This window comes from Rossellomorea sp. QJM3NY_18, assembly GCF_056173145.1.
Genome location: NZ_CM149659.1, coordinates 2,133,593 through 2,150,222, shown reverse-complemented (window position 1 = coordinate 2,150,222; position 16,630 = coordinate 2,133,593). Strand labels below are relative to the sequence as shown.

The window sequence follows — 16,630 nt, the reverse complement described above, 5'->3', positions numbered from 1 at the left end:
TGATTACCTCCTTAATTTCGGATCCAGTGCATCCTGTAAACCGTCTCCCAACACATTGAATGAAAACATAGTCAATGATATGAATAGAGCAGGAAAGAATAAGCGCCACCAGTATCCCGATAGAATCGTAGATAAGCCGTCATTGGCCATCACTCCCCAGCTTGCGTATGGTGCTTGGATGCCGAGTCCAAGGAAGCTTAAGAAAGCTTCAGCAAAAATGGCGCTAGGTACCGTCAATGTCATTTGTACGATAATCGGTCCCATTGTATTGGGGAGCAGATTCTTTCTGATGATTCGCGCGGTTTTCGTCCCGAATGTTTTTGAAGCTAAAATAAATTCATAGTTTTTAATCTGAAGCACCTGTCCCCTTACAATCCTGGCCATCCCGATCCACCCGGTCACGGTTAAGGCTACGATAATCGTCAAGAGACCCGGACCCATAACTACCATCAATAGAATAACGACAAGCAGATATGGTAATCCGTATAATATTTCAACAATGCGCATCATGACGTTATCCGTTTTTCCGCCTTTGTAACCTGCAATGCCACCGTATACAATCCCGATCACAAAATCGATAAGCGCTGCCATGAACCCTACGAACAACGAAATCCGTGCTCCATACCATGTACGGGTAAATACATCTCTTCCCATATCGTCCGTACCAAACCAATGTTGACCAGAAGGCGGCAGATTTTGATTGGACAAGGTTTGCTTAGTGACGTCGTGTGGAGAAATAATCGGGCCGACGACCGCCATAATGATTAGTGCAGTTAAGAATACTAATCCAAGCATGGCCAGTTTATTTTTCATGAGGCGCTTCCAGGCATCCTGCCAATAGGAAAGGCTCGGTCTCACCACTGCTTCAGCATCTTCTTTATTCATCTTCTTGGGTGTGAACCATTCATCCCTTACGTCTGGAGTCGCGAGTGGCTCTTGTTGATTTGGAACCCCCATCATTTTGCCTCCTTCTTATGTAACTTTATCCGTGGATCAAGGAAACCATATGCCAGATCGACTAAAAACAACATGACAATAAGGAAGGCACTATAAAATACCGTTGTTCCCATAATCACCGGATAATCACGTTGATTGATACTTTCGACAAAGTATTTTCCCATACCTGGAATGGCAAAGATCTGTTCAATGACGAAGGTTCCTGTCAAGATCCCAGCAGCAAGTGTACCAAGTACAGTGACCACCGGCAGCAATGCATTTCTCAAAGCATGTTTCACTACAATCTTGACTGGTGACAATCCCTTAGCGCGTGCTGTCCGTATATAATCCTGTGTCAACACTTCCAGCATACTCGAGCGGGTAAGACGGGCGATGATGGCCATTGGTCCTGTGGCTAATGCAAGAGTCGGGAGAATCATGTGTCGCCAGCTTGTCCATGTGGCAACCGGAAGGATTCCCCAAGTTACAGCCACTTGTTGAATCAATAAAGTCGCCATGACGAAATTCGGAATTGAAATTCCAAGTACGGCAAATGTCATCGCCAGATAGTCGATGATGCCATTATGTCTAAGGGCTGCCAAAACCCCCAGGATGATTCCTGAAAGCACAGCGATGATGAGAGTCGTCATACCAAGTTCAAATGAAATCGGAAATCCCCTCCCCAGCAAATCGTTCACTGTTTGCGATGGCTGAGTGATAGAAGGACCAAAGTCCAATGAGATAAGTGATTTTAAATATAAAAGATATTGCACCATCAACGGCTCATTCAAATGGTAATGAGCTTCTAGATTTTGTTGTACCATGTCACTCGTATTCCGTTCTTCATTGAAGGGGGATCCTGGTATGGTATGCATCAGGAAAAACGTTAACGTCACAATCAGCCAGAGGGTTATGACCATGGCTAGTAATCGTTTCAACAAATATGTACTCATTGATCTCACACTTCCTAACAGAATGTTGTTCTCATCGCGAGTTCAGTCATGACCAGCATGGCTCTATAGGCTTCAAGGATATCTCTGGCCTCAAACCTCACAATCGTGGTATCAACTTCATGAATGGTTCCCGGCATGAGACTTGCCCACTCCGCCTGTCCGTAATTTGCAAACTCGATACGTAAAGTTGGATGTTCAGGAGGAGTGAGTGGTTGTACCTTTTTCTTATTATGTATCGCTTCTTCTGTTTTCTTTTTTAATAATTGTTTTGATTTCTCCGGGGTAAGGCTCTTTGCAACAGAACGGGAAATCGTTTCCTTCACCACGGCAGTTGTCACATTTGGAATTAATGCTTCTGCTTCCTGTGCGGCCTGATCATCCCCGGCAATCATTAATACCGGAACCCCATAGTACCCTGCAACGTATGCATTGAATCCCAGTTCACCCACGGCTACATCATTGATGTACATGTTCCGCACCCCAAAGATCATGGAATGGGACATTACGCCTTTCGTGGAAGCCATGGCGTGATAACCCACAAAAAAAGCCCCATCAAACGTCTCATCCAGTCCTTCAACCATGGAATATGGTTTCACTCCACCGGATATCAGTTTCGTTTCAGGGTGCAATTTTTCTATTAACAAATTGTTCATCTGTGAATGACTGTCATTCACCAATACCTCCTTGCAGCCTGAATCAAAGGCAGCAGTCACTACGGCATTCGCCTCTTCTGTCATAATGATTCTTCCTCGTTCATAATTATGCTTATCTGATGAGACCTGCGTATGATCCACCAGGCCAGTTATTCCCTCCATATCAACCGACATATATACGTTCATTAAGTGTTCCCTCCTTTCTTAGGAAATATTTATTAAATTTTCTTAATATTATAATTATTATAGCATTTAATTACAATAATTTTTTGAATAAAAAGGAATATATTCCTATTTTCATAAAAAAAGGAATTATGAACTATAAAGGATTGTTTTCAACTGGATATTTCTCCATAAAGTAAGACGTAATAGTTCAATGGAATCACGGAATCGGATTGACATAAAAAAAAGGGGTGGATTTCCTAATCGAAATCACACCGCACTCTTTTTCTATGTATATGTCAAATATCATTGAAGTAAAGTATTCAATGGAGGACATATGGCTTATCATTATTTTATTGATATATTATTTTTTTCGCTGATAAACGTCAATCGTATTCCATAAGAAAAAGACCTGGAGTACTCATCTCTCCAGGTCTTAAACTCGGTACATGTATGTTAGCTTATTTTATTCATCAATTTTTCTGAGTGCTGAGAGCCCATCTCTGCCACTAAATCAAGTAATTCTGCTTTCGTTGTCTCATCTAGGCCTTTATAAATAAGGAAAGCTTGCGTTGCATCAGAAGTAATTAACTTTCTGTATAACTTTGAGATTCTTTTACTCCTGTGGGTGTCCATTAGATCCTCCTCTATAAATCCTTTCTGTTATTATAATAAATATAAGCTTGTATTTTCAATATATTCTTCAAAAATGAATTATGTAACTAAAATGAATTAACCATTTTCTTAGACCTATTATTCTCTCCTCACAAGGTCGTGGGTAAAGGTTAACTACTATTTACCCAAAGATCTGTTTTGAAAACGTGGCTGTGCCGTTACATTTAAATATAGATTTTGCGGCTTCTCCTTGTATATGTACAATATTCAATTGAAAACTCAACTGCTCAACCTGTTCTTTTGAGTTACTGAATCTGAAGTTTTGAATTTTTTTATTTTCCATTCTTCCTCTTCTGCACTTCCATATGGATGACTAGATAGGTAACGCCCAAAAATCCTGCTATGCCAAATATGCCTGCAATGATTCCTTGAACCGAAGATGTGAGGATTGTAAATCCCATCCCGATACTCAATCCAGTAATTAGCAGAAGGAGCCAATGGGCGTATCGATTGATGAATTCAGTTATCGTAATCCCCTCCACAGCTTTTGTATACTCATTTTAACATAATATTCCAACAATTACCTATATAAAATAAGCCATCCAGGAGGATGACTCATTTTGTTTCTATATATTTTCCAGAAATAATCTTACGACGTCTGCTCCGCCAATGACCGTCCCCAGTGTACTTCCTAAATTGGCAAGTACAACAATGAGCAGGACGCGGGTTACTTTATTTCTCCAGAATCCTTTTATGCTCAGAACATCTTCAGGGAGAGAGTCAAAATCACCGACATTGGGTCTGCGGAAATAGGCTTGAACGAATCCTGCAAACCAACCCGCTGCCAGAAGCGGATTCAATGAAGTGATAGGTGCTGCGACGAATGCTGTTAATATGGCTAATGGATGCCCCATGCCAATGGCTACCCCCAGGGCAGAGAATCCCCCATTCCATAATATCCAACTGATACCCTGCTGTATGCCTGCATCCGGGTTTGATATGAACGTGTAGGCAATGACGGCCAGGATCATGATAGGGAGGGTCCACCCGATGATTTTTGGCCATTTTGATTTAGCAGGTCGCTCATTGAGCTTATCTAAGTTATGTTCGTTATGGATTTCTTGCGTGATACCAGGAACGTGTGCAGCACCAAGAACGGCAACGATTTTTTCGCCAGGTGCTTCCTTGATTTTTTGAGCCAGGTATTGGTCACGTTCATCAATCAAAGGTGTTTTCAGTTTGGGAAACACTTGGGTGAATTCATTCAACATCGAATCAAGCATATCCTGTGATTTGATTTTCTCGAGTTCTTCCTCAGTAATTGTATCAGTGCTGAAAATGCTGTATATGATTTGGGTCAATAGCTTGGCTTTCCCACTGAAACCGACGCTGTTCCATATCCGGGAAAATGTCACCTGGATGTTACGGTCAGCAAGGACAAGTTCTGCATTTAGTTCTTTCGCTGATTCGATCCCCTGAATCATTTCCTGTCCCGGTTTGATGCCGAACTGTTTGGCCATTCTTCGCTGGAAAGATCCAATGGCAAGGTTCATGAGCAGTAATGTGGCTTTCTTATCCTTGATTACTTGGAAGATATCAGTGTCCCTCCACTTATCTCCTTCGACGATGGATTGATACCTCGGTTCGTCCAGCTCTACACAAACCGTGTCCGGGCGTTCAGCTTCTATCACTTCTTTCACCTGCTCAGCACTCTGACGTGACACATGAGCGGTTCCGATGAGAATGAATTCCTTCCCATCCATATGTATTCTCGTAATATTCTTTTCGTTTTCTGTTATCATCGTGTACCTTCCTTTAATTCCGTTGACTTCCAAATAAATTGAATCTACCTCACTATGATAAACTAGTTTTGGCAAAATTTAAATAAATACTGATCAGAATCGTGAAAGATCTTGATTCTGATGTAAGGCTAATATGTATTGGCAATGAAAAAATCCCATCCAATAGATGGGACCCCAACATCATGATTACCATTTATGTCTCTTTTCAAACACTGCTTCACTCACCACGTCGTACATCTCTTCAACCCCTTTAGAAGAAGCTTCAAATTGATACGCATTCCCGATATCGATGCCGATATTCCATGCTTCTTGAGAAGCATTGATATTCGCTCCCAGAAAGATGAACTCCCAATGGTATCGCTCCTGTTGATGACTGATAAGATCCTTCACCTGGCTTGCCGAGAACTCCACGCTCGAGTTCTCCATACCGTCGGTTGTGATCACAAAGATGACTTTATCAGGTCTTCCCCCTTCCTCCATCCTCGATAAGCGATGACCTACTTCATGAATCGTTTTTCCAACCGCATCCATTAAAGCAGTGCACCCCCTTACAAAATACTCGTCCTTCGTGAGCCGTATCTTACCTGCCTCCCTCCCACTCCATAATTGCTCAACCTTATCATCAAAAAGAACGGTAGTCACAAGTGTTTGACCAGGTAATTGACTCTGTTTTTCAATAAAAGAGTTATAACCTCCAATGGTTTCATGTTCAAGACCTCTCATCGATCCACTTCTGTCTAATAAGAAAATGATTTCAGTGTATTCACTTCTCAATTTTTCTCATCCTTTCTTTATCGTTTCTGATATAATCATAACCACTAAGAGTATGGAATGGGTCGCTTAGGAAGCGACAATTGGAGGTGAGAGCGTGCTTAATGAACATATTTTGCAGGAGCTTCTTGATTTCGTGGAGACAAGTAGAGAATTCCGAATATATGATATACATAAATCAGAACCCATCTTAAGTGATGAAATTTACTCCAGTGAGCTGGAAGAATTTATTGAGATGCACCATTCAGCGTCTTTTTCGGAAAGGTTGTTTCGGCATATCGATGGATTGGGTGTGACCGATGCTACCGTATACAAAAAAGCCGGAGTAGATCGAAAGCACTTTTCCAAAATAAGATCGATTCCTGAATATAAGCCGGGTAAACGGACTGTGGTAGCACTGTGTCTTTCTCTGCAATTGTCTGAGGAAGACACAGGAGAACTATTGAATGCAGCCGGGTTCTCCCTTTCAGACAGTGACCGATTCGATCTCGTGATTCAATTTTGTTTAGAGAAGAAAATCTATGACATCGATGACGTGAATCAAGCATTGTATTCCCTTGGGTTAAAACCTTTATAAAAAAGTAGAGTGCTAGAAACGGCACTCTACTCCCCTAATATTTCTTTTCAATTCTCTCCTGTAACGATTCAATTTTTTCCGGAAGAACATACAGGTATTCTATCAAGCCTTCCAATAACTCTATGAGCAGGCCGGCAGTTTCATCGTCAATCTCCCGTTCCAATTCCAACATTTCATAAAATGCTGATTTTGGATGAACAAGATGGCTGAGGGCCTGGATGGGTTTTGACAGATCTACATTCTTTGGCAGCTGATCGAATTGTTCCGACAGGGATTGACCTGGTGATTGATCACCATTGAAATTCTTCAGGACACTTTCCAAGACTCGTTTTGACATTACAGCCGTTGCGGAGTTATCTTTGGACTGGCTAACATTCAATGCAGAACGGAACGAACGGACTAGGTCCTGGGGAATCCGTTTATTCCCCTGGATCTGATCCAAAGGCCCATTTGTAGCCAGTGGATCATAAATATAAAGACCCGCTTCCTCCTTGTGATGAATCGAATCATCATTCAACATGATTACGAAAACAGCCGGTTTCTTACACTCCGAACAGTTTGCCTCTGCGAATAACCCTGTCTTATTCACTTGATAGAAATTGGCTTTCAACACAAATTCACTGGTCTTAGAGCAGTTTGGACATTGACTTTTGACTTTCTTAGGAACTTTTTGATATCCGTATTGAATGTGAGACAATATGGATCCAGGTAAAATTTCTCTCATGCGAACCTCCTAGAAAATGCACCTCAAAAATTGAATTTTAATTATTGTGAAAATTTGCGTTAAATAAAAAAGCGCTTTCCTTATATCAAAATTATACCTTTGCTAGAAAGTATTACAAGGTTAAATAATGGGAAAACAAGATTTGGGATAATGGGACTAAAGATGAGTAAATGATGTTGAAATCTATCAAAACCGTCACTGTCTGGTCAATCTTAATAATCCTTTTTCTACTTCTTTTACCAGGGAATCAATCAGTTCATCCACATATACGTCCCTACTGAGCCGCGGGCTTTGTCCAGACCATAATGACATTAGTTCAGAGTTATGTTGATTGCCGGCTTCCCTTCTTATTTCTTTTGTCAATGCGTTTTGCACAGGGTAAGGAAGGAATTGATTCTCATACTCTTTCATTATGTTTGTGAATGAGTTTGCCATGCCCCTTGCCGGCTTACCGCTGAATGCAGATGTGATGATTGTATTTGTCTCTTCCGCGTGTAAAATAGCTTTTTTGTGTATGTCTTTTGCTCCACTTTCTTTATTTGTAAGAAAAGCTGTACCCATCTGAACTCCTTTTGCACCCAGAGCAAGTGCTGCTATCACGCCTCTTCCATCCATTACTCCTCCTGCAGCAATAACCGGTACTCCTACAGCATCCACTACTTGTGGAATAAGTGAAAACGTCCCTATCATCGATTCATCGTATGTACCAATAAATGTACCCCTGTGACCACCCGCCTCACTTCCCTGTGCGACGATCAAATCCACTCCACTCTCTTGATTGATCAATGCTTCTTCCACCGTCGTCGCAGTTCCAATCACTTTAATACCTTCTTTTTTCAACTCTTTCATTATTTCCTTTGGCGGAATTCCAAATGTAAAGCTGCAGACAGGCACCCTTTCCTTTATGATCGTTTCAATCTGTCTTTCAAGATCAATTTGTTTTAAAGCGAATTGACCTTCATTGAATAGATTCAACTCTTCTTTAAATGGTTTCAGTAATTTTTGCATATGGTTTAACTGTTCTTCACTATACTCCGGTGCCTCAGGAATGAAACAATTCACCCCAAATGGCAGGTTCGTTTGCTTTTTTACTTGTTTGATACTTTCATTGAGATCCGTGACAGACATATACCCTGCTCCAATCGTCCCCAGCCCCCCGGAATTTGATACAGAAGCAACCAGTGCTGGGGTTGTGACCCCTCCAGCCATTCCTGCTTGGATGATAGGATATTTTGTACACAGACTCTTTGTTACTTCGTTTTGAAACCACATATTCTCCCTCCTGTTTCTATCCTACATAAGGTTATTCTAAATTGAATTATGTCAAAAGGAATCATGTTGTACAACTCATTCGAGTTCATCGATACCTCTTCTTCATCAAAAAAGCGTACAAAGCAACAGAAGCCTTGAACGCTTAAGACTTATTTAAAGGAAGTAAAATTTGTTACTCTTTTCATGAACTCCTCATATGAACTATAATGCTTATTCCATGAATTATACCACTTTCGTATGGTCTCCAATAACCAAAATGGTACGGCCCGTCCTTCTATAAGGTGGTAATGGTCTTCATAAGCTTTCTTTAAATGCTCCCATCTGAAATCATTTCCAGGTTGGATATATTCGGATACATCAATGATTTTCGCCCTTCCATTTTGCAATAAAATGTTTTTCAAGTGAATATCACGAGGGTTCATTCCTTGATCCCGAACATATTGTCTTGCATTTTCCACGTCTTCTACCACTTGTTCAGGAATCTTGATTCCCTGCAGCAAACAATCAAAAAGGGTTGCTCCTTCTTCAAAACTTAACACCAGTAATGTATCATATGCTGCATAGCAGGTGGAAAAATAAGGGGAATCTCCGATGGTTTGATAGACTTTTTCTTCACTTTTTATTTTAGATCTTTTATCTTCTGCATATAATTTGAAAGCAAATTCGGGTGCATAAATGGATTGAAAGACCGCCGCGTCTGTCCCGACACCAATGCATCGTAATGTTTCATCACCACCATGGATTGTGACAGGCTCATTATTTGCATTTGAAGACACGGTCATTTGAGATAAAGAAGGTAGTGCGACTTCCCATTTATTATCCATAGACTCTCCCCTCGTCCGATTGGTCTCTTTTAAAAGGTATGAAAGGGATTCGTACCTTATTCAGGATAATATAGCATTCGCCCATTTCAAATTTCAACTCAAAGCCTTCTCATCTACCTAGTAAATTTAAACAATCCAGGACTGAACACTCCCATAGTGTATTTCCGTCGTATATCCTAACCTGCTTTAACAGCGTCATGACTCTGCTTCAGCTCTGCGCCTGCTTTTCGCCTCTCCAATTCTGGAGAAATGATTTTTAAAATACCCGTACCAATAAGTCCAATGGAGAGGATGATCGCTGCCATGAGGCTCGATGGTAGGATCGCTCCGAGGGTTACGGTGACGGATGCGATCAACATGGAGAGGTTAAACTTCAGCCCGTTAAATGCCATATAGGAACTACGGGCATCATCAGGGGGAATGGCCGCCATATATGATTGCTCTACGGGCACGCGGAAGACTTCTCCCACCGTTAGTACCCCCATCATCAAGAACAAAGTGAACAAGTTATTTGAATAAGCAAGTGCCGCATACCCTATTGAAAAGAAGAAACAACTCCACACTAGTACGGTTTTGTCTTTGAACGAATGTGGAATCCTCGTGACAAAAAGCATGAGGAAGACGACCAGAATCGTATTTTCACTTCGAAGGATCCCCATTGTTTGGACGCCGTCTATGTCCCAGAAAAGAAACGGTTGCGAAGGCATTTCTTCACTTAGTCGAATACCTATGTAATTCGTGAGCTGGAACTCCATGGAAAGAATAAGCACCCCCGCAATGGTAAACAGAACAAACAGCTTGTCATGCATGACCTTTCCGTAGTTTGATATAAGTTGTTTAACGTGCTGAGGGGCTGTCAACTCGGTTTCCGACGGCGTATAGCTCTCATCAATGAAGAATGCCACCAAGGTTGCGGTAATGGCGGATGCAACACTCAGTGCCAGAAAGAGCTCGAAAAGGTAATCCTTGAATAAGAAAGCCCCTATGATTCCTCCGATTGCGATGGACAGATTGTTTGCCCAATAGGTAATTGAGTACATGAGCTTCCGTTGAGGAGGTGTGCTGACATCGATCATCATAGCCTGATTGGCAGGTCCTGCAAGGCCCCAGCAAATGCTGTTGACCGTCATCATGGCGAATGTGACAGGGGCAGATTCAAACCAGGGCGAGTTACAAACCATCATGGTGATGAAAGCCAGAAACCTGAGCGTTTCTGCGAATAACATGATTTTCTTCCGGCCAAATTGATCAGCAAAATATCCTCCGAGAAAGTTGATTCCTATTCCTACAAATACATTGATCAAAAGTAATAATCCTGCTACCTTTGTTCCAAAATGAACGGCCAGGTAGATCGACATAAACGGAAAGACCATGCTCCCAATAAAGCGGCTCATAAATGTTTCAATGATACGTATTTTAATATTTTTATGAAAATCTCTGAATCTCATATGTATTCCTTCTCTCTATAATTGAACGGTCGTTCATTTCATTCGTCTAGAAGCTTTGTCAGTCGAGAAATATTAACCCCCAGTGCTTCTATTATTTCTCGACAAGTGATATCACTTACCTTTTCTTTCCCTCCTTCAAGTCTTTTAATGGTTTGGGTAGATACATTTGCTTTTTGAGCCAGCTCCTCTTGCGTCAGTTGAGATTTCACACGTAGTAAGGATACAATCTCGCCCATATTTCTTTTGTCAAAAGGCGAACTCTCTTTGGTGAAACAGGAGTTAATGGAGTTACAAAATTTCTTCATATCATTCATAGGTAGCTGCCTCCAACATTTGGTAAAATCGCATTTACTAAATATATAGAAATTTCTCCATATTATCAAGGGGATTATTCCTTTACTATTTATACTATATTGATTTGGCGGGGGCATAACATGGTCATTTCAGATGAAAGGAAGTAAGACTTTAGGATGAAGTTTGTGAAGGACAAATGTTTTTTTAGATAAATGTTGATAAAAGAAAAAAGCACCATGTAGATGCTTTTTGCAGATTGTATAGATAGTTATAATGCGAGGAATAGATCCCATCTAAGTGAATAGTAAACTGTGCCGATTCCTACGAACACGACGACCAGGCCGATGATATTTTCTATGAACTTTTCTGGTAACTTAATGAATTTAAGTACCGTATATATAAGTGTGGTAAGAGATATGGTAACCAATGAAACAATTGCTATATTAATGGCAACTGTTTTTACTGGTTCTGTTAATAATTTACTGAATTCTAACAATTTAGACCCTCCTGATTTGATTCAATTCCAGTGCGCTACGCTGAATATGTAGTATCAAGAAGACTATTATACTAGAAATTCCATGAATTTAATAGTGGTAGCTTTGTCTAAAAAAGTATGTTAGATGGCGATTTCGCTCTTTAAATGGTCCGTTCAGAAAATTCAAAGCTCCTTATGCAGCGTGGTAAATCAGACAAGTCATCAATCACAGCATCTCCATGCTTTGCATCGGTCCTATGGGGGTCTCTTTTCCAAATCCCCTTCATCCCTATTTTTTGGGCACCATACACATCATACTCAGGGTGGTCTCCCACAAAAATACATTCTTCAGGTTTTACATGTAATCTTTTTATCGCCCTCTTAAAGATTTCAGGATCGGGCTTTTTCACTCCTTCCCATTCAGAGACAAGAATTTCTTGAAAGTAAGGCTCTATTTCAAGGGCCAGGATGTTGTCCATTTGAAATCTGCCGAAGCCATTCGTGATTATCCCCAATTGTATACCACCGTTTTTTAATTCAGCCAGCATATTATGTAAATGGGGAAATGCTACACAACTGTGTCTAAATTGACTGATATAATCATCAAGCAGTTCTTCCCAAGTTAATCCTTTGATTGAAAACTCATCGATAAGCTGCTTATAAACCCTGTCTTTCCACACATAACCCCTCTGATCTAATTCAATGAACCTGGAAATATATAAATCTTTCGGGATATGATGAAGCCAATGATAGAGTCGTTCATATTGTTTTGTGATGAATATTTGGACAGAAGCATCCCTGTTTAAAAGCGTTCCATCAAGATCGAATAGTGCAGCTTTTATCATAACTGACCATCTCCACCCCTCTATATTTATTAATCTAAGCATGGAACTCCTATTTAAATTGAAAACCTACAAATTTACTGTTCGAGCATGGGAGAGAATCTCCCCGTACACTCCGTTCCAATCAGAATAATAATCAGCTACTTGATCTGGCTCGACCCAACATCGTTCAGCGGATTCATATTCTGCTTCGAATGTATATATTTCATCCACGTCCACTCTATAAAAAAGTTGAAAGCCTAATTTGGGATAGGGGCTTTGTTCATTCCAGTGGGGATTATCATGATGATCCACGATCAGGTAACCTAAAAAGTGAGAAGAGCCGGATACATAGGCTTCCTCCATCACTTCCCTCTTCAAGCATCCTTCAGGGGATTCACCCTTTTCAAGATGCCCACCTGGAAAATCCCAGCCTCGCTTATGAAGATTCACCAAAAGCAGCTTTCCATCTTTAAAACAGAATCCATGCACACTGGTGACCCGTGATGTGTCAGGAAGGATAGAATTTTGCCGCCATGTCAACTTCACTTTGGATTCCCCCCACCATACATATGTAGAATTCATCATTATCACTCCGTTTACTATAGACTTTTACGTATATTCTCTAGAAGAGTTTAGTCAGAATTCCCTCGACTTTTCTATGGACGAAAGCCTGTGTAATAGAAGCCCGGTCCCAATCGTTAACAGCGTTAAGAGGAAGGCACTAAAGATGGAATTCAAGTTGTAGTCCTGTTCAAAACCATCTAACACACTTGAATAAATGCCTGCCAATATGCCAGTCAAAATAAAAGTACTTATTCTCATCAATCATTTCCCTCCTTTTTTGAATAAATAGAACTAATTAATGTCCCCCAGATAAACCTTGGATGATTTATTGACAATATATGATTCTATTTCTTTAGGATAGAATCTATATTCTTTCAGTGCACTCAAATCAATCCACTCTACCCCGACTTGATGACTATCGGGATTAGATGGAGTCTGATCACTGTTCCATTCATGGACTAGCGTACACTCGAAATAAAGCTCCATTTGATGCAATTCGGAATCAAATGCTGCGTGTTCATGGTTCTTACCGATATACTCCCTTACATGGACTAGTTCCCCTACTGACACCTCGCATCCAATTTCCTCAAGGCATTCTCTTTTTAACGCCTCATGGAGTGTTTCACCATGTTCTTGTCCACCCCCTGGGAAAAGATAAAAAATATTGACTTCGTCTTTGTTTTTCGTCAGAAGTATTTTGTTGTCTATGATAATGATGGCTTTTGCTGAGTTACGTATTTGCATCGGGTTATTCTCCTTCTATTTCTCATATGTATAAAACGTTTGACACTGAATGTAATTAGTAAACCTTTAACATTCCTTTACTCTTTTTCAATATTTAACATCTTAAATCCTGCCTAAGTTGTAAAGTGACTCCACATGGTACAGTCATTTCTTAAGCAGGAATAACATTTTAAGATGCAGACGATCCTTGGCATCTACCTAACGATATTCATTTTCCTGCATAGTATTTAATTTACATAATATTATTATGATGTTTTCATTGGTGTTTATCTATAGGGCATTTAGACTTCTAAACCGCTGGATGTTATTCATTTTTATTCTTTATTTGTTCCCGGATATGTTCTAATTCCTCAAGAGATAACCTGTTTAAGGACCCTTTTATCTCATCTTCCAGCTTCTTTTTGTTTTTCTCCCGATAACTACCCCACCATTCCCTGAGGTTATCCGTATTCGAAAGTAGATATTCGATATCAATCTCTTCAATTTCATCATCGGATAAGTAGTGAAGGACGGCGGCTAACATTTGTTCAAGCTTTTCAATCTCTGCATTTTTCTGAACCAGTAGATCTGAGTGTTCATCACTTTTCTTAGGCATATTAGGACCTCCTTATAGTGGATGGTCCTTTTAGTATTGCTAATGGGGAATGTTGTTAAACACTTTCAGTTTACAACATTCATATAGATTTTTAGCAAAACGATGAATTCCTTATCACCTAACGATGATGAGTATCCTTGAGAAGTTTCAGTTTCCCCTTTGAAAACAAGTATTTCCCCCTTTTGTCTCAAGCTCAGACACTTTGTAAGGTTAAGCTACCTGGGAATACAAAGAACGGCGCGCCGGTCAAAAGGATACTGACTTGGAGAAATTCGAAGAGCTTCATATGCAATATGACAGGATGATTCACAAGATCATTCATTCTTTACACATTTACAAAAACAAACCTGAATACTATCAGACCGGCCTCATTGCACTTTGGGAGGCACATCAAAAGTTCGACCCGGAAAAAGGGGCATTTCCTGCTTATGCTTATTCATATGTTCGAGGCAGAATACTTTCTCAATTGACAAATGAAAATCGAAATGAAGAAAAAAGTATTTTCAAAGAGACGGAGTTTTTTGACATGATCGAGGATGAGCATATCAAAGAAGGACTGGCCGAAGAAATACTATTCAGTTACTGTGGCGACTTAACTGCGAATCAGAGAAAATGGGTCATGTATACTTGTCTGCATATGCTGACAGTAAGTGAAATTGCAGAGGTAGAGAATGTATCCATATCCGCTGTGAAAAAGTGGAGGAAGGGCGCAAAGGAAAAGGTTCGGGGAATATTGGAGATTAGAGGGTAAGTCTTTCGTTTAAGATGATAGGTACTTTCAGCTTCTAATGTAACCTCAATTCACAAAGGGCCAATCATTTTAGGCCCTTTCAAAATATGTTAGTTAACCGTAACTTCTTTCACTACAGCCATTTCCCTGCCAAATCGGTCACCATGATCGATAAATCCTAAACTCTCATATAAGCGGTGGGCCCCTTGATTTTCGGGATGGTATCCTACTACAATTCTATTAATATCATAGGTTTCTGTCATTTCATGGATCATCAGATCAGTTGCGGCTTTTCCGATTCCTTTACCTTGATAGTTTTTATCCACCATGATCCGGTATACCCAATAAGCATCCAATTCTTCAGGTTCAGAATTGAACATTAGGAATCCAACTATTTTATCTTCATAATAAATGGCGAATGGTTTTAAAGTCGGCTCGAATTTTGATTGAGCGATTGATATGGCATTGGGCTCAATATATTCCTGTTGCTCAATAGATAGTTCCAGCTGACAGCATTCGTACCAATTTTCGGCGTTTACTTCTGCGATTTTCACATGATTCTTATTCAAATATGTTCCCCTTTCACTCCATGATGTTCTTGTATTTTAGACCATTGAATCATACCATAAATTTCAAGAAATAAGGAGCGTATTTTCATTTTTTAAAATAAATAGAAATTATTTTTTATCTGTCATTAACTCTTGGATTTACGAAGAAACTGCGGATAGGCAGCGATGGCAATCAAGCCACCAGCTTTTCCGGCATTCTGCCTTGTCAACTCATAGATAAAGGAAGTTTTGAACAACAACAGTCTTTATACTACTCCTTCACTTTCAATCCCAATAAGCTTGCAAACCCGATCGCCTGCTCAGGTGAAACTTCACAACCAGAAAGATTTTCAAGGGCTACATTGATGCGTGTAAACCTGCATGTACTAATATCAATACCCTTTAGGTTAGTCTGAGTGAAGTCAATATCATTAAGATTGCACTGATTAAAGTTGACCTTAAGCAGTTCACAGTCAGAGTAATTGGCATTTTGTAAAAAGGTCTTGTTATATGTTACCTGTTTTAATCTTGCTTCAACAAAGTCACACATATTTGCCAGGCACTCTTCAAAACGGACATTTCCTAAATGAGCACCGGTAAAATTCACACCCAATAATTTGCATTCTTTGAAGATGACCCGATGGATGATTCCTTCACTGAAGTTTACATTCGACAGATCGCAGTTTTCAAACACGACATCTGTCATGTCGATACGGGGGAAAGATGCACCGGTGAATGAGACATTTTTAAACATAACTTTTGATAGTACGAGCTGATCGATCTCTTCCAGGTCCAACCCCGTATTTTCTATCGTACAATTCGATAGGAATGGATCTTCTTCATAATAGATATCTTGAAAATTGGCAGACCTTAAACGAGCAGGGATTTTCGGGTCTTCGATTTTAAATTTGTGGCCCATGATTACACCTCAGATTATGTTCATTTTGTATAAAGAAACTATAACATGAAGAAAATTGAATAGTAGTCTTGGATTTTTAATAGGTGTGTGTCTCGCAATGGTGTTAGTGGTCAAGTTTATAGCATTAAGCGTAGTTAAGAGAAAATAATGAATTTCCTCTCTTAACTATTTCAAGTACAATAAGGTGGAATGATTGGAAA

At 40.0% G+C, this 16,630-nt stretch carries 20 protein-coding genes; 2 read left to right on the top strand and 18 right to left on the bottom strand.

Features of this window, described 5'->3' with window-relative positions:
• Positions 1-3 precede the first annotated feature (3 nt).
• The 6 genes from AC0VXY_RS10930 to AC0VXY_RS10905 form a co-directional block, all read right to left on the bottom strand.
• The gene (locus AC0VXY_RS10930) at positions 4-957 is read right to left on the bottom strand and encodes an ABC transporter permease (RefSeq protein ID WP_475527852.1); all 954 of its coding nucleotides are present in this window, start codon (positions 955-957) and stop codon (positions 4-6) included.
• Positions 957-1,889 carry an ABC transporter permease gene (locus AC0VXY_RS10925; protein WP_435990779.1) on the bottom strand — a complete coding sequence of 311 codons (933 nt, stop codon included), beginning with the start codon at positions 1,887-1,889 and terminating at the stop codon, positions 957-959. The genes AC0VXY_RS10930 and AC0VXY_RS10925 overlap by 1 nt, the downstream gene beginning before the upstream one ends.
• Positions 1,890-1,903: 14 nt before the next feature.
• Entirely contained in the window at positions 1,904-2,728 is an 825-nt protein-coding gene (locus AC0VXY_RS10920) for a M55 family metallopeptidase (RefSeq protein WP_475527776.1), read from the bottom strand.
• Positions 2,729-3,651: 923 nt separating this feature from the next.
• Positions 3,652-3,861: a hypothetical protein gene (locus AC0VXY_RS10915; protein ID WP_435990783.1), complete on the bottom strand. Its 210-nt coding sequence runs from the start codon at positions 3,859-3,861 to the stop codon at positions 3,652-3,654.
• A gap of 84 nt (positions 3,862-3,945) precedes the next feature.
• On the bottom strand, positions 3,946-5,121 hold the full coding sequence (locus tag AC0VXY_RS10910; protein WP_475527775.1) for a TraB/GumN family protein: 1,176 nt from the start codon (positions 5,119-5,121) through the stop codon (positions 3,946-3,948).
• A 186-nt stretch (positions 5,122-5,307) separates the two neighbouring features.
• Positions 5,308-5,895 carry a vWA domain-containing protein gene (locus AC0VXY_RS10905; protein ID WP_435990787.1) on the bottom strand — a complete coding sequence of 196 codons (588 nt, stop codon included), beginning with the start codon at positions 5,893-5,895 and terminating at the stop codon, positions 5,308-5,310.
• Positions 5,896-5,989: 94 nt separating this feature from the next.
• Between AC0VXY_RS10905 and AC0VXY_RS10900 the strand changes: the two genes are divergently transcribed.
• Positions 5,990-6,469 carry a hypothetical protein gene (locus AC0VXY_RS10900; RefSeq protein WP_475527774.1) on the top strand — a complete coding sequence of 160 codons (480 nt, stop codon included), beginning with the start codon at positions 5,990-5,992 and terminating at the stop codon, positions 6,467-6,469.
• A 34-nt stretch (positions 6,470-6,503) separates the two neighbouring features.
• Here the strand turns inward: AC0VXY_RS10900 and AC0VXY_RS10895 are convergent, their stop codons facing one another.
• From AC0VXY_RS10895 to AC0VXY_RS10850, 10 genes are all read right to left on the bottom strand, one after another.
• On the bottom strand, positions 6,504-7,193 hold the full coding sequence (locus AC0VXY_RS10895; protein ID WP_435990791.1) for a hypothetical protein: 690 nt from the start codon (positions 7,191-7,193) through the stop codon (positions 6,504-6,506).
• A gap of 195 nt (positions 7,194-7,388) precedes the next feature.
• Entirely contained in the window at positions 7,389-8,465 is a 1,077-nt protein-coding gene (locus tag AC0VXY_RS10890) for an NAD(P)H-dependent flavin oxidoreductase (protein WP_435990793.1), read from the bottom strand.
• 149 nt (positions 8,466-8,614) lie between these two features.
• The gene (locus AC0VXY_RS10885; protein WP_475527773.1) at positions 8,615-9,289 is read right to left on the bottom strand and encodes a serine/threonine protein kinase; all 675 of its coding nucleotides are present in this window, start codon (positions 9,287-9,289) and stop codon (positions 8,615-8,617) included.
• Between the two features lie 176 nt (positions 9,290-9,465).
• A complete protein-coding gene (locus AC0VXY_RS10880; protein WP_475527772.1) occupies positions 9,466-10,737 on the bottom strand; it encodes an MDR family MFS transporter in 1,272 nt (423 codons plus the stop codon).
• A gap of 38 nt (positions 10,738-10,775) precedes the next feature.
• Positions 10,776-11,051: a helix-turn-helix transcriptional regulator gene (locus AC0VXY_RS10875; RefSeq protein WP_435990799.1), complete on the bottom strand. Its 276-nt coding sequence runs from the start codon at positions 11,049-11,051 to the stop codon at positions 10,776-10,778.
• A 616-nt stretch (positions 11,052-11,667) separates the two neighbouring features.
• A complete protein-coding gene (locus tag AC0VXY_RS10870; protein WP_475527771.1) occupies positions 11,668-12,351 on the bottom strand; it encodes an HAD family hydrolase in 684 nt (227 codons plus the stop codon).
• A 66-nt stretch (positions 12,352-12,417) separates the two neighbouring features.
• Entirely contained in the window at positions 12,418-12,912 is a 495-nt protein-coding gene (locus AC0VXY_RS10865) for an NUDIX domain-containing protein (RefSeq protein WP_435994516.1), read from the bottom strand.
• A gap of 54 nt (positions 12,913-12,966) precedes the next feature.
• Entirely contained in the window at positions 12,967-13,155 is a 189-nt protein-coding gene (locus tag AC0VXY_RS10860) for a hypothetical protein (RefSeq protein WP_475527770.1), read from the bottom strand.
• Between the two features lie 30 nt (positions 13,156-13,185).
• On the bottom strand, positions 13,186-13,638 hold the full coding sequence (locus AC0VXY_RS10855) for an NUDIX domain-containing protein (protein ID WP_435990807.1): 453 nt from the start codon (positions 13,636-13,638) through the stop codon (positions 13,186-13,188).
• 304 nt (positions 13,639-13,942) lie between these two features.
• Entirely contained in the window at positions 13,943-14,233 is a 291-nt protein-coding gene (locus AC0VXY_RS10850; protein WP_435990809.1) for a hypothetical protein, read from the bottom strand.
• Positions 14,234-14,495: 262 nt separating this feature from the next.
• Here AC0VXY_RS10850 and AC0VXY_RS10845 point away from each other — a divergent pair, with 262 nt between their 5' ends.
• Positions 14,496-14,984 carry a sigma-70 family RNA polymerase sigma factor gene (locus tag AC0VXY_RS10845; protein ID WP_475527769.1) on the top strand — a complete coding sequence of 163 codons (489 nt, stop codon included), beginning with the start codon at positions 14,496-14,498 and terminating at the stop codon, positions 14,982-14,984.
• Between the two features lie 89 nt (positions 14,985-15,073).
• Here the strand turns inward: AC0VXY_RS10845 and AC0VXY_RS10840 are convergent, their stop codons facing one another.
• The gene (locus AC0VXY_RS10840; protein ID WP_475527768.1) at positions 15,074-15,532 is read right to left on the bottom strand and encodes a GNAT family N-acetyltransferase; all 459 of its coding nucleotides are present in this window, start codon (positions 15,530-15,532) and stop codon (positions 15,074-15,076) included.
• Between the two features lie 250 nt (positions 15,533-15,782).
• Entirely contained in the window at positions 15,783-16,430 is a 648-nt protein-coding gene (locus AC0VXY_RS10835; protein ID WP_435990815.1) for a pentapeptide repeat-containing protein, read from the bottom strand.
• Between the last annotated feature and the right edge of the window lie 200 nt (positions 16,431-16,630).

Excerpts from the sequence above, each read along its gene's own strand:
- AC0VXY_RS10930 (WP_475527852.1), bottom strand. The coding sequence starts at position 957 with ATGGGGGTTCCAAATCAACAAGAGCCACTCGCGACTCCAGACGTAAGG.
- AC0VXY_RS10925 (WP_435990779.1), bottom strand. The coding sequence starts at position 1,889 with ATGAGTACATATTTGTTGAAACGATTACTAGCCATGGTCATAACCCTC.
- AC0VXY_RS10920 (WP_475527776.1), bottom strand. The coding sequence starts at position 2,728 with ATGAACGTATATATGTCGGTTGATATGGAGGGAATAACTGGCCTGGTG.
- AC0VXY_RS10910 (WP_475527775.1), bottom strand. The coding sequence starts at position 5,121 with ATGATAACAGAAAACGAAAAGAATATTACGAGAATACATATGGATGGG.
- AC0VXY_RS10895 (WP_435990791.1), bottom strand. The coding sequence starts at position 7,193 with ATGAGAGAAATTTTACCTGGATCCATATTGTCTCACATTCAATACGGA.
- AC0VXY_RS10890 (WP_435990793.1), bottom strand. The coding sequence starts at position 8,465 with ATGTGGTTTCAAAACGAAGTAACAAAGAGTCTGTGTACAAAATATCCT.
- AC0VXY_RS10885 (WP_475527773.1), bottom strand. The coding sequence starts at position 9,289 with ATGGATAATAAATGGGAAGTCGCACTACCTTCTTTATCTCAAATGACC.
- AC0VXY_RS10880 (WP_475527772.1), bottom strand. The coding sequence starts at position 10,737 with ATGAGATTCAGAGATTTTCATAAAAATATTAAAATACGTATCATTGAA.
- AC0VXY_RS10875 (WP_435990799.1), bottom strand. The coding sequence starts at position 11,051 with ATGAATGATATGAAGAAATTTTGTAACTCCATTAACTCCTGTTTCACC.
- AC0VXY_RS10870 (WP_475527771.1), bottom strand. The coding sequence starts at position 12,351 with ATGATAAAAGCTGCACTATTCGATCTTGATGGAACGCTTTTAAACAGG.
- AC0VXY_RS10865 (WP_435994516.1), bottom strand. The coding sequence starts at position 12,912 with ATGAATTCTACATATGTATGGTGGGGGGAATCCAAAGTGAAGTTGACA.
- AC0VXY_RS10855 (WP_435990807.1), bottom strand. The coding sequence starts at position 13,638 with ATGCAAATACGTAACTCAGCAAAAGCCATCATTATCATAGACAACAAA.
- AC0VXY_RS10850 (WP_435990809.1), bottom strand. The coding sequence starts at position 14,233 with ATGCCTAAGAAAAGTGATGAACACTCAGATCTACTGGTTCAGAAAAAT.
- AC0VXY_RS10835 (WP_435990815.1), bottom strand. The coding sequence starts at position 16,430 with ATGGGCCACAAATTTAAAATCGAAGACCCGAAAATCCCTGCTCGTTTA.